The organism is Microbacterium testaceum (assembly GCF_001476285.1).
In the GTDB taxonomy this organism is placed as follows: domain Bacteria; phylum Actinomycetota; class Actinomycetes; order Actinomycetales; family Microbacteriaceae; genus Microbacterium; species Microbacterium testaceum_B.
Genome location: NZ_LDRU01000074.1, coordinates 21,351 through 44,807, shown reverse-complemented (window position 1 = coordinate 44,807; position 23,457 = coordinate 21,351). Strand labels below are relative to the sequence as shown.

General features: G+C 69.4%; 23 protein-coding genes. 3 read left to right on the top strand and 20 right to left on the bottom strand.

Annotated features, from left to right (window positions below; all coding sequences use genetic code 11):
* The 14 genes from NS283_RS12925 to prmC all read right to left on the bottom strand — a co-directional run.
* On the bottom strand, window positions 1–636 hold a 636-nt coding region (locus tag NS283_RS12925; RefSeq protein ID WP_058597271.1), incomplete at its 3' end, for a DUF5684 domain-containing protein.
* A 107-nt stretch (window positions 637–743) separates the two neighbouring features.
* A complete protein-coding gene (locus tag NS283_RS12920; RefSeq protein WP_058597270.1) occupies window positions 744–1,493 on the bottom strand; it encodes a YaaA family protein in 750 nt (249 codons plus the stop codon).
* 72 nt (window positions 1,494–1,565) lie between these two features.
* On the bottom strand, window positions 1,566–1,826 hold the full coding sequence (locus NS283_RS12915; RefSeq protein WP_058597269.1) for a F0F1 ATP synthase subunit epsilon: 261 nt from the start codon (window positions 1,824–1,826) through the stop codon (window positions 1,566–1,568).
* A gap of 1 nt (window position 1,827) precedes the next feature.
* Entirely contained in the window at window positions 1,828–3,276 is a 1,449-nt protein-coding gene (gene atpD / locus NS283_RS12910) for a F0F1 ATP synthase subunit beta (RefSeq protein WP_058597268.1), read from the bottom strand.
* 22 nt (window positions 3,277–3,298) lie between these two features.
* Window positions 3,299–4,198 (bottom strand): F0F1 ATP synthase subunit gamma, encoded by a 900-nt coding sequence (locus NS283_RS12905; RefSeq protein WP_058597267.1) that lies wholly within the window; start codon window positions 4,196–4,198, stop codon window positions 3,299–3,301.
* A 24-nt stretch (window positions 4,199–4,222) separates the two neighbouring features.
* Window positions 4,223–5,854 (bottom strand): F0F1 ATP synthase subunit alpha, encoded by a 1,632-nt coding sequence (gene atpA, locus NS283_RS12900; protein ID WP_058597266.1) that lies wholly within the window; start codon window positions 5,852–5,854, stop codon window positions 4,223–4,225.
* A 63-nt stretch (window positions 5,855–5,917) separates the two neighbouring features.
* Window positions 5,918–6,706: a F0F1 ATP synthase subunit delta gene (locus NS283_RS12895; protein WP_058597265.1), complete on the bottom strand. Its 789-nt coding sequence runs from the start codon at window positions 6,704–6,706 to the stop codon at window positions 5,918–5,920.
* Complete coding sequence (locus NS283_RS12890; protein ID WP_058597264.1) at window positions 6,706–7,263, bottom strand: F0F1 ATP synthase subunit B; 558 nt, start codon at window positions 7,261–7,263, stop codon at window positions 6,706–6,708. Before NS283_RS12890 ends, NS283_RS12895 begins: the two co-directional genes overlap by 1 nt.
* 34 nt (window positions 7,264–7,297) lie before the next feature.
* Window positions 7,298–7,531, bottom strand: a complete 234-nt coding sequence (gene atpE / locus NS283_RS12885) for a F0F1 ATP synthase subunit C (protein WP_043360904.1) — start codon at window positions 7,529–7,531, stop codon at window positions 7,298–7,300.
* A gap of 44 nt (window positions 7,532–7,575) precedes the next feature.
* Entirely contained in the window at window positions 7,576–8,388 is an 813-nt protein-coding gene (gene atpB / locus NS283_RS12880; protein WP_373426631.1) for a F0F1 ATP synthase subunit A, read from the bottom strand.
* A gap of 222 nt (window positions 8,389–8,610) precedes the next feature.
* Complete coding sequence (locus NS283_RS12875) at window positions 8,611–9,093, bottom strand: hypothetical protein (protein WP_058597263.1); 483 nt, start codon at window positions 9,091–9,093, stop codon at window positions 8,611–8,613.
* Window positions 9,090–10,265 (bottom strand): MraY family glycosyltransferase, encoded by a 1,176-nt coding sequence (locus NS283_RS12870; RefSeq protein ID WP_058597262.1) that lies wholly within the window; start codon window positions 10,263–10,265, stop codon window positions 9,090–9,092. The genes NS283_RS12875 and NS283_RS12870 overlap by 4 nt, the downstream gene beginning before the upstream one ends.
* Window positions 10,262–11,050, bottom strand: coding sequence for an L-threonylcarbamoyladenylate synthase (locus tag NS283_RS12865; protein ID WP_058597261.1), 789 nt, complete (start codon window positions 11,048–11,050; stop codon window positions 10,262–10,264). The genes NS283_RS12870 and NS283_RS12865 overlap by 4 nt, the downstream gene beginning before the upstream one ends.
* A gap of 54 nt (window positions 11,051–11,104) precedes the next feature.
* Window positions 11,105–11,998, bottom strand: a complete 894-nt coding sequence (gene prmC / locus NS283_RS12860; RefSeq protein WP_058597260.1) for a peptide chain release factor N(5)-glutamine methyltransferase — start codon at window positions 11,996–11,998, stop codon at window positions 11,105–11,107.
* Between the two features lie 98 nt (window positions 11,999–12,096).
* On the opposite strand from prmC, the gene cysK reads away from it, so the two are divergent.
* Genes cysK through NS283_RS12845 form a run of 3 tightly spaced genes read left to right on the top strand, consistent with a single transcriptional unit; the run spans window position 12,097 to window position 15,048 of the window.
* Window positions 12,097–13,035, top strand: a complete 939-nt coding sequence (gene cysK / locus NS283_RS12855) for a cysteine synthase A (protein ID WP_058597259.1) — start codon at window positions 12,097–12,099, stop codon at window positions 13,033–13,035.
* A 2-nt stretch (window positions 13,036–13,037) separates the two neighbouring features.
* On the top strand, window positions 13,038–13,607 hold the full coding sequence (gene epsC, locus NS283_RS12850) for a serine O-acetyltransferase EpsC (protein WP_058597258.1): 570 nt from the start codon (window positions 13,038–13,040) through the stop codon (window positions 13,605–13,607).
* A 37-nt stretch (window positions 13,608–13,644) separates the two neighbouring features.
* Window positions 13,645–15,048, top strand: a complete 1,404-nt coding sequence (locus NS283_RS12845; protein WP_058597257.1) for an amidase — start codon at window positions 13,645–13,647, stop codon at window positions 15,046–15,048.
* Window positions 15,049–15,124: 76 nt separating this feature from the next.
* Here the strand turns inward: NS283_RS12845 and prfA are convergent, their stop codons facing one another.
* From prfA to lysA, 6 genes are all read right to left on the bottom strand, one after another.
* Window positions 15,125–16,201 (bottom strand): peptide chain release factor 1, encoded by a 1,077-nt coding sequence (prfA, locus tag NS283_RS12840; protein WP_058597276.1) that lies wholly within the window; start codon window positions 16,199–16,201, stop codon window positions 15,125–15,127.
* A gap of 32 nt (window positions 16,202–16,233) precedes the next feature.
* The gene (gene rho / locus NS283_RS12835) at window positions 16,234–18,471 is read right to left on the bottom strand and encodes a transcription termination factor Rho (RefSeq protein WP_193751226.1); all 2,238 of its coding nucleotides are present in this window, start codon (window positions 18,469–18,471) and stop codon (window positions 16,234–16,236) included.
* Between the two features lie 153 nt (window positions 18,472–18,624).
* A complete protein-coding gene (thrB, locus tag NS283_RS12830) occupies window positions 18,625–19,557 on the bottom strand; it encodes a homoserine kinase (protein WP_058597256.1) in 933 nt (310 codons plus the stop codon).
* Window positions 19,554–20,636, bottom strand: coding sequence for a threonine synthase (gene thrC / locus NS283_RS12825; RefSeq protein WP_058597255.1), 1,083 nt, complete (start codon window positions 20,634–20,636; stop codon window positions 19,554–19,556). Before thrC ends, thrB begins: the two co-directional genes overlap by 4 nt.
* Before the next feature lie 2 nt (window positions 20,637–20,638).
* Window positions 20,639–21,961 carry a homoserine dehydrogenase gene (locus NS283_RS12820; RefSeq protein WP_058597254.1) on the bottom strand — a complete coding sequence of 441 codons (1,323 nt, stop codon included), beginning with the start codon at window positions 21,959–21,961 and terminating at the stop codon, window positions 20,639–20,641.
* Entirely contained in the window at window positions 21,958–23,388 is a 1,431-nt protein-coding gene (lysA, locus tag NS283_RS12815; protein WP_058597253.1) for a diaminopimelate decarboxylase, read from the bottom strand. The genes NS283_RS12820 and lysA overlap by 4 nt, the downstream gene beginning before the upstream one ends.
* Window positions 23,389–23,457 lie beyond the last annotated feature (69 nt).

Below are 23,457 nucleotides of genomic sequence, written 5' to 3'. Positions count from 1 at the left end.
CGGCGGGGTGGTGCCCGCTGCGGGCGGGGTCGAGCCGGCCGGCGGAGCCGAGTAGCCCTGGGGCGCGCCGTAGCCCTGCGGGGCGGCGTTCGCACCGACGCCCTGCTGCGCGGGCTGCACGGGCACGCCGTTCCAGACCGTCTTGTCGGCGAGGAACGAGTTGCCCCACGGCGACGGGGAGGCAGCGGCGGGGTTCCACCGGTTGCCACTGAAGCCGAGGATGCCGAGCCAGATCCAGACGCCGAGACCGCTGAGGAGGAACAGCAGGAGGATCGGCCACTCGCGACCGAACTTCGCGTTGACGCGCACGGCCGCCATGATGAGCACGACGATGCCGGCGAGCAGCGCGAGGAAGTTGAGGATCGGAATCACCCCGGCGATCACGATTCCGAGGATGACCCAGGGCGAGACGTCACCGAGCTTGGCGAAGACCATGTAGTTGTACACCGGCACCCAGGCACGCCACTTGCCCTCGACTCCCGCACGCTCGAAGACCTTCATGGCGAGGAAAGCGGTGATGGCGTAGCCGATGAGACCGAGGACGGCCGAGAAGGCGTACAGGGCGCCCAGGGCTGCCAGCCCGGCGGCATCCGACGCCCCGTAGGGGTCGCTGTATGCGAGGTGAAGGGTGTCCACGTCGATCCTTTCGGACGATGATGGCGCAGACGCGCGCCAGCGGGAGTTTCCCGCGGGTGACATGGTAGCGAACCTGAGTGTTTCCTGACACCCACCGCGCGGGTGTGCTAGACGAACAGGGCGAGCTCTCCGTCCGCGGCCTCGCGGATGTCCCAGCCGGCCCGACGTCCCCACGCCACGAAATCGTTCCGAGACCCGATCGTCGGGGCCGTGAGCGCCAGTGACCGGACCAGATCGCCCTTCGCGTGTTTGTTGAAGTGGTTCAACGCGCGAACCGGCGCCTCTCCCCCACCGGTCACAACGCGGACGTAGGCGCTCGCGACATCCGCGGGCACAGGCCCGAGCGCCGCGTACGCCTCGGATCGCAGATCGAGGATGAACGGCGTCGAGAGAGCGGACAGCGCCGAGGTGACGGCATCCGCCCACACCCGACGCAAAGACGGGAGTCCGGGTATCGAGATTCCCGCCGCCAGGCGATATGCGGGGATGCCGTCGAGCGCACCGACCGGGCCGAACGGCGCCGAATGGATCAGCACGTGGTCCGCGAGCCACGACCGCGCCGCGGTGTCGAGGCTGGTGGCATCCAGAGCATCGAACAGAACGCCGGTGTAGCGGTCGATCGCGGGCATCGTCGGCGCGTTGCGCAGAGCCGCGTTGTCGGCGATCTCGTGACGACGCTTCGCGCTGAGCTTGAGCACCCGCGCCGCTTCGTCCTCGTCGGCGGACAGAGCGACGAGCGCGTCGATGACCGCTTCACGCTGCGGACGCAGCGCCGGAAGCGAGAGGGCCTCGAGACGCATGGCCTCGCCATCGCCGCCGGGCCGTTTGGTTTCAGAGGGAGGCAGGAGAACGAGCATGCGACCTTCCACGAAAGGAGCGACGCGCGCCGCCCGGCGAACCGGGCGACGCGCGTCGTAAGGAATCAGGCGTCAGGAGACGAGCGCAGCGTTTCCGGCCACGATCGTGAGCTCATCGTTCGCCATCGACAGGAAGCCGTCCTCAGCGTTGGCGAGGATCTTCGAGCCGTCGGTGCGGGTGATGCGCACCTCGCCCTGGGCGAGGATCGCGAGCACCGGCTCATGCCCCTGCATGAAGCCGATCTCACCCTCGACGGTCTTGGCCACGACGAGCGAGGCCTCTCCCGTCCACACCTCGGCGTCGGCCGACACCAGGCTCACGCGCAACGACATGTCAGCCGTTCTCCTTCTGGATCTGCGCCCACTTGGCTTCGACGTCGGAGATGCCACCGACGTTGAAGAAGGCCTGCTCGGCCACGTGGTCGAAGTCGCCCTTGACGATCGCGTCGAACGACTCGATGGTCTCCTTGATCGGGACCGTGGAGCCCTCGACACCGGTGAACTTCTTCGCCATGTAGGTGTTCTGCGAAAGGAACTGCTGGATGCGACGTGCACGCGACACGACGATCTTGTCTTCCTCGGAGAGCTCGTCGACACCGAGGATCGCGATGATCTCCTGCAGTTCCTTGTTCTTCTGCAGGATCTGCTTCACGGCGGTCGCCACGCGGTAGTGGTCGGCACCGATGTAGCGCGGGTCGAGGATGCGGCTCGTCGACGTCAGCGGGTCGATGGCCGGGTACAGACCCTTCGACGCGATCTCACGCGAGAGCTCGGTGGTGGCGTCGAGGTGCGCGAAGGTGGTCGCGGGGGCCGGGTCGGTGTAGTCATCGGCGGGGACGTAGATCGCCTGCAGCGAGGTGATCGAGTGACCGCGCGTCGAGGTGATGCGCTCCTGAAGCACACCCATCTCGTCGGCGAGGTTCGGCTGGTAACCCACGGCGGAGGGCATGCGACCGAGCAGCGTCGACACCTCGGAACCCGCCTGCGTGAAGCGGAAGATGTTGTCGATGAACAGCAGCACGTCCTGCTTCTGGACGTCGCGGAAGTACTCCGCCATCGTCAGGGCCGACAGGGCGACACGCAGACGCGTCCCCGGCGGCTCGTCCATCTGGCCGAACACGAGGGCGGTCTTGTCGAAGACACCCGCCTCTTCCATCTCACCGATGAGGTCGTTGCCCTCACGGGTGCGCTCGCCGACACCGGCGAACACCGAGACACCACCGTGGTCCTGCGCGACGCGCTGGATCATCTCCTGGATGAGGACGGTCTTGCCGACACCGGCACCACCGAACAGGCCGATCTTTCCGCCCTGCACGTACGGGGTGAGGAGGTCGATCGACTTGATGCCGGTCTCGAACATCTCGGTCTTGGACTCGAGCTGGTCGAAGCTCGGCGCCTTGCGGTGAATGCCCCAGCGCTCGGTGACCTCGATCTGCTCGCCGGGAGCAGCGTTGAGGACCTCACCGGTCACGTCGAAGACCTTGCCCTTGGTGACGTCGCCGACGGGCACCGAGATGGGGCCGCCGGTGTCGCGCACTTCCTGGCCGCGGACGATGCCGTCGGTCGGCTTGAGGGCGATCGCGCGAACGAGGTCGTCACCGAGGTGCTGAGCGACCTCGAGGGTGATCTCGGTCGACTCGTCACCGATGGTGATCGTGGTCTTCAGCGCGTTGTAGATCTCGGGGATCGCGTCATGCGGGAACTCGATGTCGACGACCGGGCCGGTGACGCGCGCGACGCGTCCGACGACGGCCGCGTCGGTCTTCTCGGCGGTGAGGCTCATGGCTTCTTCTCTCCTTGGGAACTTACTTGCCGGATGCCAGGGCATCGGCGCCGCCGACGATCTCGGCGATCTGCTGCGTGATCTCCGCCTGACGCGCGTTGTTGCGCAGGCGGGTGTAGTCGGTGATGAGCTTGTCGGCGTTGTCGCTGGCCGACTTCATGGCCTTCTGCGTCGCGGCGTGCTTTGCAGCCGACGACTGGAGGAGAGCGTTGAAGATGCGGCTCTGGACGTACACCGGCAGGAGCGCGTCGAGGACGGTCTCCGCGTCCGGCTCGAACTCGTAGAGCGGGTAGATCTCGGAGTGCGCCGGCGCCTCATCTGCCTCGATGACCTCGAGCGGGAGCAGGCGGACCGACTCCGGCGACTGGGTCATCATGCTGACGAAGCGGTTGTAGACGAGGTGGATCTCGTCGACGCCGTCGTTGTCGCCACCCGCGCGGTACGCCTTCAGAACGGCCTCGGAGATCTCCTCCGCGGTCGAGAACTGCGGGGTGTCGGTGTCGCCGACCCACTGCTCGATGCTCGGCATGCGACGGAACTGGAAGTATCCGACGGCCTTGCGTCCGACGAGGTAGAAGACGACCTCTTTGCCCTGCGACCGCAGCAGCTCGGCCAGCTCGAGACCCTCACGGAGGATCTGCGAGTTGAAGGCGCCGGCAAGACCGCGGTCCGACGTGAAGATGACCACGGCCGAGCGGCGGATGTTCTCGCGCTCGGTCGTCAGCGGGTGGTCGACGGACGAGTACGTGGCCACCGCGGAGACGGCGCTCGTCACGGCACGCGCGAAGGGGGATGCCGCGCGCACACGCGCCATCGCCTTCTGAATGCGCGAGGCCGCGATGAGCTCCATCGCCTTGGTGATCTTCTTGGTCGTCTGAGCAGAACTGATCTTCTGCTTGTAGACCCGCAGTTGTGCGCCCATGATTCCGTTCTCGTGTCGCCGCTCTTAGCGACGGCCCTTGACGATCCGCTCCTGGTTGACGTCTTCCGCCTCGGCCGCGTCGACCTTCTCGGCGCCCACGACGCTCTGGTCGCCACCGGGCTGGAACTCGAGGGCGAACGCGTCGACCTTCTTCTCCAGCTCGGCGAGCGTGTCGTCGTCGAGCACGTTGGTCTCGCGCAGCGTGTCGAGCACGGTCGAGTTGCGACGCAGGTAGTCGAGCAGCTCGCGCTCGAAGCGAAGCACGTCCGAGACCTCGACGCTGTCGAGCTTGCCGTTGGTACCGGCCCAGATCGAGACGACCTGCTCCTCGACGGGGTACGGCGAGTACTGCGGCTGCTTGAGCAGCTCGGTCAGGCGCGCACCGCGGGCGAGCTGACGACGCGAAGCCGCGTCGAGGTCGCTCGCGAACATCGCGAAGGCCTCGAGCGAACGGTACTGCGCGAGCTCGAGCTTGAGCGTTCCGGAGACCTTCTTGATCGACTTCACCTGGGCGTCACCACCGACACGCGAGACCGAGATACCCACGTCGACCGCGGGACGCTGGTTGGCGTTGAAGAGGTCGGACTGCAGGAAGATCTGGCCGTCGGTGATCGAGATCACGTTGGTGGGGATGTAGGCCGAGACGTCGTTGGCCTTGGTCTCGATGATCGGCAGACCCGTCATCGAACCGGCGCCGAGCTCGTCGGACAGCTTCGCGCAACGCTCGAGCAGACGCGAGTGCAGGTAGAAGACGTCCCCGGGGTACGCCTCGCGGCCCGGCGGGCGGCGGAGGAGAAGCGAAACGGCACGGTAGGCCTCGGCCTGCTTCGACAGGTCGTCGAAGATGATCAGGACGTGCTTGCCCTCGTACATCCAGTGCTGGCCGATGGCCGAACCGGTGTAGGGGGCGAGGTACTTGAAGCCCGCGGGGTCGGAGGCGGGAGCCGCGACGATGGTGGTGTACTCCATCGCGCCGGCGTCCTCGAGCGCGCCCTTCACCGAAGCGATGGTCGAGCCCTTCTGGCCGATGGCGACGTAGATGCAGCGCACCTGCTTGTTGACGTCGCCCGACTCCCAGTTGGCCTTCTGGTTGATGATCGTGTCGATCGCGATGGCCGTCTTGCCGGTCTGGCGGTCGCCGATGATGAGCTGGCGCTGTCCGCGACCGACGGGGATCATGGCGTCGATCGCCTTGATGCCGGTCTGAAGCGGCTCGTGGACGCTCTTGCGCTGCATGACGCCGGGAGCCTGGAGCTCGAGGGCACGACGACCCGTCGTCGCGATCTCGCCGAGACCGTCGATGGGGTTGCCCAGCGGGTCGACGACGCGGCCGAGGTAGCCCTCGCCGACACCGACCGAGAGGACCTCGCCCGTGCGGGTGACGCTCTGGCCCTCTTCGATGCCGGCGAAGTCGCCGAGGACGACGACACCGACCTCGTTCTCGTCGAGGTTCTGCGCGAGGCCCAGCGTGCCGTCCGCGAAGCGGATGAGCTCGTTGGCCATGACGCCGGGAAGGCCCTCGACGTGAGCGATGCCGTCGGCCGCGTCGACGACGGCGCCGACCTCGGTCGCCGCAGCGCCGGTGGGCTCGTAGGCGGTGACGAAGTCCTTCAGCGCGTCACGAATGACGTCGGGGCTGATAGAGAGATCTGCCATTGTCTTCCTTCGTTCGTGGGGCTGCGAGGCCCCCAGATCCACGCCCGTTCGGGCGGAAAGTCTTTAGCCTGCGATCCGCTGGCGGAGGTCAGCGAGACGTGCGGACACGCTCGCGTCGATGACGTCGTCCGCGATCTGCACACGCAGACCGCCGACCACCGTCGGGTCGATCACGGTGTTCAGCGTGACCGCCGAACCGTAGCGAGCGCTGAGAGCGTTCTGCAGACGGGTCTGCTGCTCGGCGCTCAGAGGCGCTGCCGCGTAGACGGTCGCGACGATGCGCGTCCGTTGGTCGGCGACGATGCTCTCCGCGCGGCGGAGGAGTGCGCGCACCCGACGACCGCGGGCGTTCTGCACGAGCGACGACACGATCAGGGTCGTACCGGCGCTGACGCGTCCGTCGAGGAGCTTCGTGACGAGCGCGCCCTTTGCGGAGGCGTCTCCGAGACGCCCGCCCAGTGCGAGCTCGAGCTCTCCGTTGGCGGCGACCGTACGCGAGAACGAGAACAGCTCGGGCTCGATGTCGGCCGACTCCGCCACGGCTGTGGCGCGAACGGCGAGCTCCTCGATGCCCTCGACGAACTCGGCGGAGGTGGACCAGCGCTGCTGAGCGGCACTGCTGAGCAGCGCCACCGTCGCCGGACGGTAGGAAGAGCCGAAGACGGCCGACACCAGTCCCGCGCGAGCGGGAGCCGGCACCGACGAGTCGGACAGCGCGCCGCTCAGCTGAGCCGACCCGCTCACGGTGCCGACGGCAGCGAACAGTTCGCGCGCGACGTCGAGATCGACGCCCGAGGTGGAAGCCAGGGCCTCCGCCGTCGCGGTCCGCGCCTGAGTGGTCGCGCTGCCCATTACTTGGCCGCCTTCTCGGATGCCTCGAGCTCGGCGAGGAAGCGGTCGACGACGGCGTTCGCACGGGCGTCGTCCGACAGGGTCTCTCCGATCACGTTGCCCGCGAGATCGACGGCAAGGGTGCCGACCTCGGAGCGCAGCTGGACGAGAGCGGTCTGGCGCTCGGCCTCGATCTGGTTGTGAGCGGCGGCGGTGATGCGCGCGGCCTCGACCGCGGCGGTCTCCTTCGCCTCGGCGACGATCTTGCGGCCGTCCTGGGTCGCGGTCTCGCGGATCTCACCGGCCTCGCGGCGCGCCTCGGCGAGCTGGGCGGTGTACTGCTCGAGGGCGGCCTCGGCCTGTCGCTGAGCCTCGTCGGCCTTCGCGATGTTGCCCTCGATGGCAGCACTGCGCTCGTCGAGCAGCTTCGCCATGCGCGGCAGAGCGACGCGCCACACCACGAAGACGATGACGACGAAGCACACGGCCGACCAGATGATGTCGTAGACCGCGGGAATGAGCGGGTTGTGCGCTTCCCCCGCGGGCTCCGCGGCGAGTGTGACAAGAGCGTTCAGCATCCTGTCTCCTTACAGTGAGTCGAGAGCGGCCGGATCAGGTGAAGATGAAGCCGGTCGCGATGCCGATGAAGGCGAGCGCCTCGGTGAAGGCGATACCGATGAACATCAGCACCTGCAGGCGACCCGCGAGCTCGGGCTGACGGGCGACACCCTCGATCGTCTTGCCGACGACGATACCCACGCCGATGGCGGGGCCGATCGCGGCGAGGCCGTAGCCGATCGTGGCGACGTTACCGGTGACCTGGGCGAGAACCGTAGTTGCGTCCACGGATTTTTCCTTTCGGTTGGGTGGCTCGGCGTGCGCCGGGCCGCTCAGTGCTCTTCTGCGACCGCGAGCTGGATGTAGACCGCGGTGAGGATCGCGAAGACGTACGCCTGGAGGAAGGCGACGAAGATTTCGAACAGGGTGAAGGCGAAGCCGAAGGCGAGGGAACCCGCACCGAGAGCCGTCCACCAGCCGCTGAGGTCGACCACGAAGAACTGCGTGGCCGAGAAGAACAGCACCAGCATGAGGTGGCCGACGACCATGTTCATCAGGAGTCGCAGCGTCAGCGTGACGGGACGGATGATGAAGGTCGAGAGGAACTCGAGCGGAACGATGATGATGTAGAGCGGCCACGGGACGCCCGAGGGCAGCAGCGCGTTCTTGAAGAAGCCGCCGGGGCTCTTCTTGATACCGGCGTAGATGAACGTCACGTAGGCGACGATCGCCAGCAGCATGGGCACGGCGATGACGCTCGTGCCGGCGATGTTCAGACCCGGGATGACACCCGTGATGTTCATGAACAACACCATGAAGAAGATGGTGGTCAGGATCGGCAGGAAGCGCTTGCCGTCCTTGCGCCCGAGGATGTCTTCGGCGATGTTGACGCGGACGAAGTCCAGGCCCATCTCGACGACGCTCTGGAAGCGGCCGGGGACGACCGTCATGCGCCGGGTTCCGATGACCAGGAACAGCACGAGCACGAGCGTGGCCAGCATCTGCGTCAGGTTGATGCGGGTGATCGCGAAGATCGTGCCCTCGAAGAGCACCGCGTCGGGGAAGAACTCGCCGATGGACGGCGGGTGGAACTCCGCACCCGCGGACGCGAGGTTCGTGATCAGGGTCGCAGCTTGAGTAGTCAGCGCTGGCTCCAGCTTCGGGGCACCGGTATGAACCGTTGCGACGATGGTCGGTGAGAGCACCCAGAATGCAGACCTGGAGGGATAACCCTGGTGCGGGCGGGTACTTACCCCACCCTATCAAACTCCCAGCGGATCCATGTGGCGCGTGCGACGGATCCTCTCGGCACCGGGGTATCCGGCTTGCACGACGGGCGACGGGACGATAGGCAGTCGGCGTCCTCGTCAGGACCGACGGTCGCCCTCGTCGGGATCGGTGGGCAGAGACACGTCGCTCGCACTGGGGATGCGCATGCGCAGGAGCACGACGACATCGACGACCAGGGACGCCACCACGCTGACCACCAGCGCGACGTAGAAGATCACCGGGCTCACCCACGCCTGTTCGCGGAGCACGACGATGGCGACGATGAACAGCACCAGCTTCAGCAGCCACCCCCCGAGAACGATGCCGAAGAAGATCGGGACGTACAGCGGATCGCCGAACCACCGATTGGCGATGAGGATGCTCGCGGCGGTCACCGCGAGGAAGAACGCGCTCACCGCGACTCCGGCCAGAGCGCTGCCGAGACCTCCCGCTCCCCCGACCGAGAGGCCGACGACCGCGCCGACGACGAGCAGGACGACGGTGACGATGCCACCCCAGACCAGGGCGGTTCGCAGCACCGGGGTGCTGGACGGGCGACGGGCGGGAGTGATGCTGGTCATGAGTGGGGCTCCGGTGGGGTGGGACGCGGACGCCGCGACGCGAGTCGCCAGCGATGCGGGGAGGGAAGAACGGTCAGCACCGCGCAGGCGACGACGCCGACCGCGCCGAACAGGATGCCGAACAGATAGTCGCCGGGCCAGCTCTGCTGGGTTCCGATGTACATGAGCAGGAAGGCCAGGCTCACCACGGCCGTCCAGGAGTAGAAGATGAGGACCGCACTGGTATCGGTGTGCCCCATGTCGAGCATGCGGTGGTGCAGGTGCTTGCGATCGGGCGAGAAGGGCGACCGGCCCGCCCACTGGCGGCGAGCCACGGCGAGGCCGAAGTCCAGCAGCGGAAGGAGGACGATCACCACCGGGAGCAGGATCGGGATGAACGCACCCAGCAGCTGCGAACGGCCGATCTTCTCGGGGTCCAGGACGGCCGGGTCGAGCTGCCCCGTGATGGCGATCGCGGAGCTGGCCATGAGCAGACCCAGCATCAGGGCGCCGGCATCGCCCATGAACAGCTTCGCCGGCGTCCAGTTCATGGGGAGGAAGCCGAGACACGCGCCGACCAGCACGGCCGCGATGAAGGAGGCCAGGTTGAAGTAGGTGCTGGCACCGGTGTCCCGCACGAGCAGGTATGAGTAGGCGAAGAAGACCCCGTTCGCGATCAGGCACACGCCCGCCACGAGACCGTTCAACCCGTCGATGAAGTTGACGGCGTTCATCACCACGACGAGCGCAAAGACGGTCAGGAGGAAACTGACCCAGCTCGACCCCACCGTGAGTGCACCGATCGGCAACGACAGGATCTGCAGTTGACCGAACCACGCGATCATTCCGGCCGCGACGAACTGCGCGCCGAGCTTGATCATCCAGTCCAGGTCCCACAGGTCGTCGGCGACCCCGACGAGCACGATGAGCAGAACGGCACCGAGCAGCCACAGAACGGGAGCCGGGTCGACCCAGAAGATCGAGAAGTACGGGTTACGGCTCGACAGGGCGAAGGCGGCGACGACGCCGAGGAACATCGCCACGCCGCCCAGCCGAGGCGTCGGGGTCTTGTGCACATCCCGATCCCGGATGCCGGGATAGAGCTTGAAGCGCAGGGCGAGCTTCCACACCACCCACGACAGCGCGAGCGTGACCGCCGCCGTGAACAGGATGGTGAGGAGGTATTGGGTCACGGACCCGGCGCCTCGGCATCCGTGTCCGACGCCGCACGTGCAGACGCACCGTCCGACGCGTCGACGCTCGACGCATCGGCGGAAGCCGCGGCGGGGGTCGGCACGGGAGCATCGGGGTCGGGATCCGGCTCGAGAAGATCCCCCAGCACCTCTCGCAGACGTTCGCGGGAGACGGCGCCCTCTCGGAGGACGCGCACGCGAGGCTCGGCACCGCCGACGAGGGTGGTGGCGTCGACGATCGTGGACGCGATCCCCGTCTCGCTCGGGCCGGAGTCGAGGTACGCGGCGACGCTGTCGCCGAGCATGTCGCGCGCGGCGTCGATGTTCACGGCCGCCGCCATGCCGGTGCGATTCGCGCTGGAGACGGCGAGGGGGCCCGTCTCTTCGAGGAGCTCGAGGGTGAGGTGGTGAGCCGGCATGCGTACGGCGACGGTGCCGTGGGTGTCGCCGAGGTCCCACGACAGGGACGGCTGGGCGGGGAGCACGATGGTGAGCCCGCCCGGCCAGAACTCGCGGACCAGGTCGTCCACGGCCGGAGGGATCTCGGCCACGAGCGCCCGCAGGGTGCCGATCCCGGCGACCAGCACCGGCGGCGGCTGCTGGCGACCGCGACCCTTGGCCTCGAGGAGACCGGCCACGGCGCGGGCGTTGAACGCGTCGGCGGCGACGCCGTAGACGGTGTCGGTGGGGAGCACGACGAGCTCGCCGCGGCCGATCGCCTGGCGTGCATGGCGCATGCCCGACAGCAGCTGCGACTCGTCTCGGCAGTCGTAGACAGGTGACATATCGCGCGCCAGTCTACTTGCGCGTCGGGCGCTCCTCACTCCCGAGGGCGCGTGTCAGGGGTGCACCGCCGTGGTCGCGCGGTCGCGCGAGGTCAGGTCCGGGTGCGTCGCGGCGGCGCGCCACCCGTCCGCCGTAAGGAGATCGCGAATCGCGGCGCCCTGCCACTCGCCGTGCTCGATGACGAGGGTCGCCCCGGGGTGGCCCAGCCGAAGTCCCACTCGCGAGAGATGGCGCACGGCATCCAGTCCGTCCGGTCCGCCGTACAGGGCGGCCGGAGGGTCGTACAGTCGCACCTCCGGATCGCGAGGGATGGCGTCGTCGGGAACGTACGGCGGGTTGGATGCCACGACCGACACCTTTCCGTTGAGCTCGGGGAACGCCTCGGCGAGGTCGACGAAAGCGAGGGTGACGTTCTCCGCTCCGATCCGGGCGACGTTCTCCTTCGTCCAGATGAATGCGTCGACGCTGTTCTCGGCGGCGAACACCCGCGCGTGCGGCACCTCGGTGGCCATCGCCAGGGCGATCGCGCCGCTGCCGGTTCCGAGATCGACCGCGATCGGCGACTCGGAGGCGACGGCGCCGAGCGCGTTGATCGCCAGCTGCGCGACCATCTCGGTCTCGGGCCTCGGGACGAACACGCCCGGGCCGACGGCCAGCTCGAGCGAACGGAACGGGGCCACACCGGTGAGGTGCTGCAGGGGCTCGCGGGCGCACCGGCGGTCGGCGAGCGGGAGCAGCTCCGCGGCAGCGGAGGGTGGCATCCGGTCTCCGCGGATCGCGGCGGCCTGCACTCCCCCGCGCGAGAGCTGCAGCACGTGCCCCACGAGGAGCTCGGCGTCGACCCGCGGGTCGGGGATGCCCGCGACTGCGAAACGGGCCTCGAGGTCGCGGACGACGTCGGCGACAGGAACGGCCGTGGGGGCGGGGGGTGGTGCGGTCTCACGCATGACGGGGTCCGAGCCTAGTCGTCCGGCGTCACACACGCCTGCGTGTCGGAGGACTCGCCTAGGATGATCGCGTTCTCATCGACGGCGAAAGGCGACCCATGCCCGGCATCCACTCCGACATCACCTCTGCGTTCGGCGACACTCCGCTGGTGCGCTTGAACCGCGTTGCGGAGGGGACCGAGGCGCAGATCCTGGCGAAGCTGGAGTTCTACAACCCGGCTTCCAGCGTCAAGGATCGCCTGGGCATCGCGATCGTCGACGCCGCAGAAGCGTCGGGCGAGCTGAAGCCGGGCGGCACCCTCGTCGAGTCCACGAGCGGCAACACCGGCATCGCCCTGGCGATGGTCGGCGCCGCTCGCGGTTACAAGGTCATCCTCACGATGCCCGCCTCGATGTCGAAGGAGCGCCGGATCCTGCTCAAGGCGTTCGGCGCGGAGCTCGTTCTGACCGACCCCACCAAGGGCATGTCGTACGCGGTCGACGAGGCCAAGCGCATCGTCGCCGAGACCCCGGGCGCCGTGTGGGCGCGCCAGTTCGAGAACGAGGCGAACCCGGCGATCCACCGCAAGACGACCGCAGAAGAGATCCTGCGCGACACCGACGGCAAGGTCGACTACTTCGTCGCCGGCATCGGCACGGGCGGAACGATCACCGGTGTCGGCCAGGTGCTGAAGGAGCGCGTCCCCGGCGTCAAGATCGTCGCCGTCGAGCCCGCCGACTCCCCCATCCTCACGAAGGGGCACCCGGGGCCCCACAAGATCCAGGGCATCGGTCCCAACTTCGTCCCCGCGATCCTCGACCGCGACATCCTCGACGAGGTCATCGACGTCGAGTTCGACGACGCGATCCGCGTCGCCCGCGAGACCGCGGCCAAGGACGGCATCCTGGTCGGCATGTCGTCGGGAGCGGCGATCTGGGCTGCGCTCGAGATCGCGCGCCGTCCCGAGGCCGCCGGCAAGAACATCGTCGTGATCATCCCGTCGTACGGCGAGCGCTACCTCTCGACCGCCCTCTACGAGCACCTCCGCGAAGACTGACGGTGGGGGTTCTCTCCCGCATCCGCGAAGACGTCTCCTCGGCGAAGCTCCGCGATCCCGCGGCTCGCGGCGGGCTCGAGATCGCGCTGCTCTACCCGGGGCTGCACGCCGTGTGGTCGTACCGCCTCGCGAACCGTCTGTGGCGACGGGGTCTGCGCTTCCCGGCACGGGCCCTGTCCCAGGTGACGCGCTGGCTCACCGGCATCGAGATCCATCCCGGTGCCACGATCGGACGCCGCTTCTTCATCGACCACGGCATGGGCGTCGTGATCGGTGAGACGGCCGAGGTCGGCGACGACGTCATGCTCTACCACGGCGTGACCCTCGGCGGTCGGCAGCGCGAGGGCGGCAAGCGCCACCCCACTCTGCACGACGGAGTCGCCGTCGGAGCCGGGGCGAAGGTGCTCGGCCCGATCACGATCGGGGCGCGCTCCGTGATCGGCGCGAACGCGGTGGTCACGCGGGACGCCCCCGCGGACAGCGTGCTCGTCGGGGTCCCGGCGAAGGCGCGCTCGCGGCGGAGCGGCGACGACACGCGCGCCCTGCTGATGGCGCCCGAGTATTCGATCTGAGGCGAGCTCCGAGGAACGTGCACCCTAGGCTCGACACATGACGCGGCTGCACGACCTCTCCCTCGCCGCCCAGATCGAGGCGGTTCGCGCGGTCGAACTGTCGCCCGTCGACCTCACGACGCACTACCTCGAACGGATCCGACGCTTCGCCGATCTCGGGGCGTTCGCTGAGGTGACACCGGATGCGGCACGCCGACGATCTGCTCTGCTCGCAGCTGCCCCCACCCGGGGTCCCCTCTGGGGAATCCCCCTCGCCGATAAGGACCTCGTGGCGCGGGCCGGTGTCCCCACCCGCTACGGCTCCCGCGCTCGCGCGCACCTTGTGCCCGCGGCATCCGATCCTCTCGCCCTCGCTCTCGATGCCGCGGGTGCCGTGAACCTCGGCAAGACGAGCACCTCGGAGTTCGGTCTCACCGGCTTCACCGAACCGCTCATCCACGCTCCCGCGCGCGATCCGTGGCGACTCTCGGCCGGGGCCGGCGGCTCCAGCGGTGGTGCGGCCGTCGCCGTCGCGGCGGGCCTTCTGCCGGCGGCGGTGGGCTCGGACGGCGGCGGCTCCATCCGCATCCCCTCGGCCACGGTCGGCGTCGTCGGGCTGAAACCGTCGCGCGGCAGGCTGCCGATCGGTTCGGGCTTCGACTCCCCCGACGGCCTGTCGGTCACCGGGCCGATCGCTCGGTCAGCCGAGGACGCCGGCCTCCTGCTCGACGCGCTCGTGGGGCTCGCCCCGTTCGCTTACGCCACGGAGGCCCCCGGTGTGGGGCCGTTCGTCGACGCGGCCCGGCGCTCACCCGGAACCCTCCGCATCGGTGTCACGACCGTGTCGCCGTGGGACGACGACGAGGACATCGTGCTCGATCCCGACGCACGCACGGCATTCGAGACGGCCACCGCCTGGCTCGCGGACGCGGGCCATGACGTGACGGATGCCGACTGGCATCCGTTCGGCTATGCCTCACTCTTCCACGTGCTCTGGCGCGCGAGCGCCGCCCGCATCCCGTTGAGCGACGACGACATGACCCTCGTCGAACCGCTGACCGCATGGCTGGTGCAGGAAGGGCGACGGCTGTCGGCGCTCGATCTGCTCGGCGGTCTCGCCTCGGCACGCGCGTTCGAGCGTCGGACGATCGCGGACTTCGCCGCCTTCGACGTGGTGCTGACCCCCGCGCTGGCGCAGGCGCCGCAGCCTGTGGGGTCGTATGCGGGTCACAGCCCGGAGCGCACGTTCGCGATGCAGGTCGAGTACGCACCGTACTCCAGCTTCGTCAACGTGGCGGGACTGCCCGCTTTGACCCTGCCCGTCACGACCGATGCGAGCGGCCACCCGGTCTCGGTGCAGCTCATCGGCCGCCCCGGCGGAGAGGCGACCCTGCTGTCGCTGGCGGCGCAGCTCGAGGATCGTCGCGGCCCGCTCCCCCACCCCCCTGTGTGGGACGCGTGATGGCCGACGTGTCTCACTGAGGACGGGCGATCCCTCGGCGACGATGTGTCCCGGCGGCGGGGCGACCGCGAGAACGTCAGTCGCCGGCGAGAGCGGCCAGACGGGCCTCTTCGTCGGCGGCGATGGCCGATTCGATGATCGGGCCGAGGGCGCCGTCCATGACCTGGTCGAGGTTGTAGGCCTTGTATCCGGTGCGGTGATCGGCGATGCGGTTCTCGGGGAAGTTGTACGTCCGGATGCGCTCCGAGCGATCCATGCCGCGGATCTGCGACCGCCGCGCGTCGGCGGCGACCGCGTCGCGCTCCTCCTGCTGCTTGGCAAGCAGCCGGGCGCGCAGCACGCGCATACCCGCCTCGCGGTTCTGCAGCTGCGACTTCTCGTTCTGCATCGACACGACGATCCCGGTCGGAACGTGGGTGATGCGCACGGCGGAGTCGGTCGTGTTGACGGACTGGCCTCCGGGGCCCGACGAGCGGAACACGTCGATCTTGAGGTCGTTCGGGTCGATCGCGACCTCTTCGGGCTCGTCGACCTCGGGGAACACGAGCACGCCCGTCGTGGACGTGTGGATACGCCCCTGCGACTCGGTCGCGGGCACCCGCTGCACGCGGTGCACGCCGCCCTCGTACTTCAGGTGGGCCCACACCCCCAGAGCGGGGTCGCTGGAGGAACCCTTGATCGCGACCTGGACGTCTTTGTAGCCGCCGAGGTCGGACTCCGTGCGCTCGAGGAGCTCGGTCTTCCACCCCATCGAGGCGGCGTACTGCAGGTACATGCGCAGCAGATCGGCGGCGAACAGCGCGCTCTCGGCCCCGCCTTCGCCGCCCTTGATCTCCATGATCACATCGCGCGCGTCATCCGGGTCGCGCGGGATGAGCAGGCGCCGCAGACGCTCCTGCGTCTCGGCGACCCGCTCTTCCAGCGCCGGGATCTCGGCGGCGAACGCCTCGTCTTCTCTCGCGAGTTCGCGAGCCGCAACCAGATCGTCGGATGCCGAGACCCAGGCCTCGTGAGCCGCGACGATCCGCGACAGCTCCGCGTATCGCCGATTCACGCGCTTGGCGCGCGCAGCGTCGGCGTGCACGGCCGGATCGGAGAGCTCCTCCTGGACGGCCTTGTGCTCCTCGATCAGTCCTCGGACCGACTCGAACATCGCGGGCACCGACATCGCGTCTGCCGCTCGGATCAGCGGATGCTGTTGTCGTCACCGCCGCGCGACGGCGCCGGGATGGACTTCTGCATCTGCACGAGGAACTCGACGTTCGACTGCGTCTCTTTGAGCTTGCCGAGCACGACCTCGAGGGCCTGCTGCGGCTCGAGACCGGCCAGGGCCCGGCGGAGCTTCCAGGTGATCTTCACCTCGTCGGGCGAGAGCAGCATCTCTTCGCGGCGGGTGCTGGACGCGTTCACGTCGACGGCCGGGAAGATGCGCTTGTCGGCGAGCTGGCGGCTCAGGCGCAGCTCGCTGTTGCCCGTGCCCTTGAACTCCTCGAAGATCACGTCGTCCATCTTCGAACCGGTCTCCACCAGGGCGGTGGCGAGGATCGTGAGCGATCCGCCGTTCTCGATGTTGCGCGCGGCGCCGAAGAAGCGCTTGGGCGGATACAGCGCCGACGCGTCGACGCCACCGGTGAGCACGCGACCCGAGGTGGGCGCCGACAGGTTGTAGGCGCGGCCCAGGCGGGTGATGGAGTCGAGGAGCACGACCACGTCGCGACCGAGCTCGACCAGGCGCTTGGCACGCTCGATCGCCAGTTCGGCGACCGTGGTGTGGTCTTCGGCCGGGCGGTCGAACGTCGAGGCGATGACCTCGCCCTTGACGGTGCGCTGCATGTCGGTGACCTCTTCGGGGCGCTCGTCCACGAGCACGACCATGAGGTGGACCTCGGGGTTGTTGTGCGCGATGGCGTTGGCGATCTGCTGCAGCACGATCGTCTTGCCCGCCTTGGGGGGCGCGACGATGAGGCCGCGCTGGCCCTTGCCGACGGGCGCCACGAGATCGATGATGCGCTGGGTCAGCTTCTCGGGTGCCGTCTCGAGACGCAGGCGTTCCTGCGGGTAGAGCGGGGTGAGCTTGCCGAAGTCCACGCGCGTGGCGGCGTCGTCGACCGACAGACCGTTGATCGAGTCGACCTTGACCAGCGCGTTGTACTTCTGGCGGCTGGACTGCTCGTTCTCGCGCGGCTGCTTGATCGACCCCACAACGGCGTCGCCCTTGCGCAGGTTGTACTTCTTGACCTGGCCCAGCGAGACATAGACGTCGCTCGGCCCGGGCAGGTAGCCGGTGGTGCGCACGAAAGCGTAGTTGTCGAGCACGTCGAGGATGCCGGCGATCGGCACGAGGACGTCGTCCTCGCCGATCTCGGAATCGAACTCGTCGCCCGTCGTGTTCTGGCCGCGGCGCTTGTTGCGCTGACGGTTGCGGTTGCTGGTGCCGCCCTGCTGCTGCTGAGCCTGCTGACCGTTCTGGGCGCCACCGTCGCGCTGGCCGCCCTGCGGGGCGGTCTCGGACTCATCGGCTGCCGCGGGCTGCGCCTCGGCGGTCTCGGCGTTCTCGGCGCGGTTGCGGTTCCGGTTGCGGGACCGGTTCCGGCCCCGGCCCCGCGCCGGCGTCTGGTCGGCGGTGTCGTCCGACGAGGCGGTGTCGGCGGCCTCGCTCGAGGGGGCGTCGCCCTCAACCGGCGCGTCGGTCGCGTCAGCCGCGCCGGCCTCGTCGACCGTCGGCGTCTGCTCGGCCGCGGCGGCGTCGTCGGCGACATCGGCAGCGGTGGTCGCGGGGGTCGCCGCGTCGACCTCCGCCTCGGCGGCGACGTCGGCCGCGGGCGCCTCGGCGGCGACCGTGTCAGTCGCAGTGGTGTCCGCCGCGGCGGCCTCCGCAGCGGCGGTTTCGGCCGCGGCAGCCTCGGCGGCAGCGGCCTCGGCGGCCGCCTTCTCCTTTGCGGAGGCGGTCGTCGCGCGACGCGGCGCCCGCTTGCGCGGAGCCTTCGCCGGCTTCTCGGCCGGGGCGGCCTCTTCGGCGGGGGCCTCCGCGGCCGCAGCCGCCGGCTCCTCGGCCGTGGCGGCGGGCTCGGCAGCAGCGGGCTCGGCAGCAGCGGACTCGGCAACGGCGGGCGCCTCGACAGCGGGCTCAGCGACCGCCTCGGCCGCGGCAGGCGCCTCGGCGGCCAGCGCGTCATCGGTGAACAGCGCCTCGGGCTGTGCGGCATCGGCGGGCGCCGCGTCGGCGGCGGCCTCGTCGGTGGTCGCGTCGTCAGCCGCGACCTCGGCGGCCGAGGCGTCTGCGCCCTCGGCATCCGGGGTCTCGGCGGCCGTGTCGGCCTGGTCGGTGTCGGTGCCCTGAGATTCAGCCGAAGGCTGTTCCTCGGCGGGGATCTCGGCGCCCTCGGGCGCGTCGACGGGCTGGGTCTCGGAGATGGACTCCACGAGTGCTCCTCAGAAAATGAAACGTGATCAGATCGCGCTTCGCCATGCAGAACGCAGACGAAGAGACACCAGCGGTTCGGGAGACTGCAGCCGAGACCGGGTTCGCGATGTGTTGCGGATTTCGCAGGTGGTGCAGAGGCTCAGATTCGCGAATTACGCGGAACCCTCTGCGATTTTCACTGTACCACCCTTGACGTCGACGGCGAGCATGAGCGCCTGCCACGGGGTGTCGACCACGGATGCCATAAGATCCGCCGCGGCGAGTCGCTGCCCCGGCCCGTCGGCGAGAACCAGCACGCTCGGTCCCGCGCCCGACACGACGGCCGCGTATCCCTCGGCGCGGAGGGCGCGAACGAGCCGGTCGGTCTCGGGCATCGCCTGGGCGCGATAGTTCTGGTGCAGCTTGTCTTCGGTCGCGGCCATGAGCAGCTCGGGGCTTTGCGTCATCGCGGCGATCAACAGGGCCGAACGCGACACGTTGAACACCGCGTCCTCGCGCGGCACCTGCAGCGGCTGCAGGCTTCGCGCGACGGCGGTCGACATCGTGAAGCTCGGCACGAAGACCAGCGGCGACACACCGCGGTGCACGATGAGCTGCTTGTGCTGGGGGCCCTCGGCATCCATCCACGCGATCGTCAGACCGCCGAAGAGGCCCGGCGCGACGTTGTCGGGGTGACCCTCCATCTCGGTGGCCAGCCGCAGCAGGTCGACATCGCTGAACGTCACCTCGCCCTCGAGCAGGCCCTTGGCGGCGAGGATGCCGGCCACCACGGCGGCTCCGGACGAGCCCATGCCGCGACCGTGCGGGATGACGTTGTGCGCGGTCAGCCGCAGCCCGGGAAGGGCACGGCCGACCGACGCGTACGTGTGCGCCATCGCGCGGACGACGAGGTGCGACGCATCGCGGGGGACGTCGGCTGCGCCCTCGCCCTCGACCTCGATCTCGAGGAGGCCGTCGTCGAGCTGCTCGACGACGAGTTCGTCGTAGACGCTCAGAGCGAGACCGAGGGTGTCGAAGCCGGGTCCGAGGTTCGCGCTCGTCGCGGGAACACGGACCGCGACCCGACGGCCGGGGCCTGTGGTCACGCGCTCACCGGCTGCAGGTCGAGCACCGAAGCGACCTCCGAGGTGGCCGCGTCGACGACGGTGGGCTGCACGTCGGTGCCGTCGGCCTTGCGCAGGGCCCACTGCGGGTCCTTGAGGCCGTGGCCGGTGACGGTGAGCACGACCTTGGCGCCGGCGGGGACGACCCCCGCCTCGGCGCGGTCGAGGAGCCCCGCGACGCTGATCGCCGAGGCGGGCTCGACGAAGATGCCGACCTCGCCGGCGAGGATCTTCTGCGCTTCGAGGATGCCGGCGTCGTCGATCGCGCCGAACCAGCCGTCCGTCGCGTCGCGCGCCTCGAGGGCGAGGTCCCACGACGCGGGGTTGCCGATGCGGATGGCGCTGGCGATCGTCTCGGGCTGCTTGACGACCTCGCCGCGCACGAGCGGGGCGGACCCCGCGGCCTGGAGGCCGAACATGCGGGGAACGCGCGTCGCGACGCCGCGAGCGGCCTCTTCGCGGTAGCCGCGCGAGTACGCGGTGTAGTTGCCCGCGTTTCCGACCGGGATGAAGTGGAAGTCGGGCGCGTCGCCCAGGACCTCGACGACCTCGTAGGCCGCGGTCTTCTGCCCCTCGATGCGGTCGGGGTTCACCGAGTTGACCAGGTGCACCGGGTAGTGATCGGCGAGCTCGCGCGCGATCTCGAGGCAGTCGTCGAAGTTGCCGCGGATCTGGATGAGGCGGCCGTTGTGCGCGACGGCCTGGCTGAGCTTGCCCATGGCGATCTTGCCCTCGGGGACGAGCACCGCGGCCGTGATCCCGGCGTGCGCGGCGTAGGCCGCGGCCGAGGCCGAGGTGTTGCCCGTCGAGGCGCAGATGACGGCCTCGGCGCCGTGCTCGACGGCGCGCGAGAGGGCGACGGTCATTCCGCGGTCCTTGAACGAACCGGTGGGGTTCATGCCCTCGTACTTCACCCACACGTCGGCACCGGTGCGGCGCGAGAGAGCGGGGGCGGGCAGCAGCGGCGTACCGCCCTCGCCGAGGGTGACGACGGTGGAGGCGTCGGTGACGCCCAGCCGGTCGGCGTATTCGCGGAGGACTCCGCGCCAAAGGTGTGCCATGTTCAGTTCCCTTCCACGCGCAGCACGGAGACCACGCGCTCGACGACGCCGCTCGCGGCGAGACGCTCGACGGTCTCGCTCAGGTCCTGCTCGCGGGCCTTGTGTGTTCCGATGACCAGGCGGGCGGAGCCCGAGGTCTGAGTGTTCTCGTCCGCCTCGATGACGGTCTGCTCGACGGTCGCGATCGACACGCGCCCCTCGCTCAGGATGCCGGCGACGGTCGCCAGCACGCCCGGCTTGTCGTCGACCTCGAGGGTGATCTGGTAGCGCGTGATGACGTGACCGATGGGCACGGCGGGAAGGTTCGCGCGGGTCGACTCCCCCACCCCGACGCCACCGGCGATGTGACGGCGTGCTGCCGAGACGACGTCGCCGAGCACAGCGGAGGCGGTCTGCACGCCGCCGGCGCCGGCGCCGTAGAACATGAGGTCACCCGCCGCCTCGGCCTGCACGAAGACGGCGTTGTTCGCACCGTGGACGCTCGCGAGGGGGTGCGACCGGTCGACGAGAGCCGGGTAGACGCGGACCGAGATCGACTCCGAGCCATCGGCGGCCGTCAGGCGCTCGCACACGGCGAGCAGCTTGATGACGTAGCCGGCGTGGCGCGCGGACTCGATCATCGCGGCGTCGACCGAGGTGATGCCCTCGCGGTGCACGGCATCCAGGGGAACCGTCGTGTGGAACGCGAGGCTGGCGAGGATCGCGGCCTTCTGCGCGGCGTCGTATCCCTCGACGTCGGCCGTCGGGTCGGCCTCGGCGTAGCCGAGGGCCTGCGCCTGCGCCAGGACGTCGGCGAAGTCGGCACCCTCGGTGTCCATGCGGTCGAGGATGTAGTTCGTCGTGCCGTTGACGATGCCCATGATGCGCACGACGCGGTCGCCGGCGAGCGAGTCGCGTAGGGGCCGGATGATCGGGATGGCGCCGGCCGCGGCGGCCTCGTAGTAAACCTCCGCACCGACCTGGTCGGCGGCTTCGAACACCTCGGAGCCGTGCGTGGCGAGGAGCGCCTTGTTGGCTGTGACGACGTCGGCGCCCGAGGCGATCGCGTGCAGCACCTGTGTGCGGGCGGGCTCGATACCGCCCATCAGCTCGATGACGATGTCGCTGCCGACGATGAGGGTCTCGGCATCCGTCGTGAAGAGCTCGCGCGGCAGGTCTGCGTCGCGCTTGGAATCGAGGTTGCGCACGGCGATGCCGGCGAGCTCGAGCTTCGCGCCCGCGCGGTCGGCGAGTTCGTCGCCGTGCTTGAGAAGCAGGTCGGCGACCTGGGAGCCGACGGCGCCGGCGCCGAGGAGCGCCACGCGAAGCGTGCGGTAGTCGGTCATTCGGTGTCTCCGTGGGGTGTATCGGTCGGATCGGATGCCGGGATGCCGGCGTCTCGCGAAAGTAGGTCGTCGATGGTCTCGCCGCGCACGATCACGCGGGCGCTGCCGTCACGGACCGCGACGACGGGCGGGCGCGGCGTGTAGTTGTAGTTGCTCGCGAGCGAGAAGCAGTACGCACCGGTGGCGGGCACCGCGAGCAGATCGCCCGGAGTCACATCTGCGGGGAGGTACTCGGCATCCACGACGATGTCGCCCGACTCGCAGTGCCGGCCGACCACGCGCGACAGTGCGGGGGTCTCGGAGCTCGTCCGCGAGACGATCCGCGCCGAGAAGTCGGCGCCGTAGAGGGCCGGGCGGGCGTTGTCGCTCATCCCGCCGTCGACGCTGACGTAGGTGCGCTCGAGGTTCTCGGCGGCGGTGACGGTCTTGACCGTGCCCACCTCGTAGAGCGTGACACCGGCCTGGCCGACGATGACACGGCCGGGCTCGGTGGCGACGTCGGGCATCGGGATGCCGCGCACCGCGCACTCGTCGGCGATGGCATCCAGGATGCCGTCGGCGATCTCTTCGATGGGCTTCGGGTCGTCGACCGAGGTGTACGAGATGCCGAAGCCTCCGCCGACGTTGAGCACGGGGATCTCTCCCCCGGCGAGCAGGTCGGCGTGCAGGTCGACCAGACGTGCCGCCGACTCACGGAAGCCGGAGGAGTCGAAGATCTGCGACCCGATGTGGGCGTGCAGGCCCACGAAGCGCAGGCTCGGCAGCTCGCGGATACGGGCGACCGCCTCGGCGGCACCCTCGAGCGAGAAGCCGAACTTCTGGTCTTCGTGCGCGGTCGCGAGGAACGCGTGGGTCTCGGCGTGGACGCCGGTGCGCACGCGGACGAGCACCGACTGGACGGCGCCGCGACGATCCGCGATCGCGGCGAGACGCTCGATCTCGATCGGGCTGTCGACGACGACGGAGCCGATGCCGACCTCGACGGCACGCTCCAGCTCGGCGACGCTCTTGTTGTTGCCGTGGAAGCCGAGGCGCGCGGGGTCCGCGCCGCCCGCGAGGGCGACCTCGAGCTCGCCGCGGGTGCACACGTCGACGGCGAGTCCCTCGTCGACGACCCAGCGGACGACTTCGGTCGAGAGGAAGGCCTTGCCCGCGTAGTACACGCGGGAGCGGATGCCATGACGAGCCGCCGCGGATTCGAACGCGGCGCGGGCGCGGCGGGCGTGCGCGCGCACCTCGTCCTCATCGAGGACGTAGAGCGGGGTGCCGAAACGATCACGGAGGTCGAACACCGAGACGCCGCCGACCTCGACGGAACCATCGTCGCGGCGACGGGCGGACGCGGGCCAGACGGGAGCGACGAGCTCGTTCGCATCGGCCGGGGCGGTGAGCCACTCGGGCACGAGCGCGGAGTGCGAGGCGGACACAGAGGGACCAATCGGGTTTTGCGGCGACGCGACGGCCGCGGATCACGGCTGCCGCCCCCGCGGAGAGTC

Excerpts from the sequence above, each read along its gene's own strand:
- NS283_RS12920 (WP_058597270.1), bottom strand. The coding sequence starts at position 1,493 with ATGCTCGTTCTCCTGCCTCCCTCTGAAACCAAACGGCCCGGCGGCGAT.
- NS283_RS12915 (WP_058597269.1), bottom strand. The coding sequence starts at position 1,826 with ATGTCGTTGCGCGTGAGCCTGGTGTCGGCCGACGCCGAGGTGTGGACG.
- atpD (WP_058597268.1), bottom strand. The coding sequence starts at position 3,276 with ATGAGCCTCACCGCCGAGAAGACCGACGCGGCCGTCGTCGGACGCGTC.
- NS283_RS12905 (WP_058597267.1), bottom strand. The coding sequence starts at position 4,198 with ATGGGCGCACAACTGCGGGTCTACAAGCAGAAGATCAGTTCTGCTCAG.
- atpA (WP_058597266.1), bottom strand. The coding sequence starts at position 5,854 with ATGGCAGATCTCTCTATCAGCCCCGACGTCATTCGTGACGCGCTGAAG.
- NS283_RS12895 (WP_058597265.1), bottom strand. The coding sequence starts at position 6,706 with ATGGGCAGCGCGACCACTCAGGCGCGGACCGCGACGGCGGAGGCCCTG.
- NS283_RS12890 (WP_058597264.1), bottom strand. The coding sequence starts at position 7,263 with ATGCTGAACGCTCTTGTCACACTCGCCGCGGAGCCCGCGGGGGAAGCG.
- NS283_RS12875 (WP_058597263.1), bottom strand. The coding sequence starts at position 9,093 with ATGACCAGCATCACTCCCGCCCGTCGCCCGTCCAGCACCCCGGTGCTG.
- NS283_RS12865 (WP_058597261.1), bottom strand. The coding sequence starts at position 11,050 with ATGTCACCTGTCTACGACTGCCGAGACGAGTCGCAGCTGCTGTCGGGC.
- prmC (WP_058597260.1), bottom strand. The coding sequence starts at position 11,998 with ATGCGTGAGACCGCACCACCCCCCGCCCCCACGGCCGTTCCTGTCGCC.
- cysK (WP_058597259.1), top strand. The coding sequence starts at position 12,097 with ATGCCCGGCATCCACTCCGACATCACCTCTGCGTTCGGCGACACTCCG.
- NS283_RS12845 (WP_058597257.1), top strand. The coding sequence starts at position 13,645 with ATGACGCGGCTGCACGACCTCTCCCTCGCCGCCCAGATCGAGGCGGTT.
- prfA (WP_058597276.1), bottom strand. The coding sequence starts at position 16,201 with ATGTTCGAGTCGGTCCGAGGACTGATCGAGGAGCACAAGGCCGTCCAG.
- thrC (WP_058597255.1), bottom strand. The coding sequence starts at position 20,636 with ATGGCACACCTTTGGCGCGGAGTCCTCCGCGAATACGCCGACCGGCTG.
- NS283_RS12820 (WP_058597254.1), bottom strand. The coding sequence starts at position 21,961 with ATGACCGACTACCGCACGCTTCGCGTGGCGCTCCTCGGCGCCGGCGCC.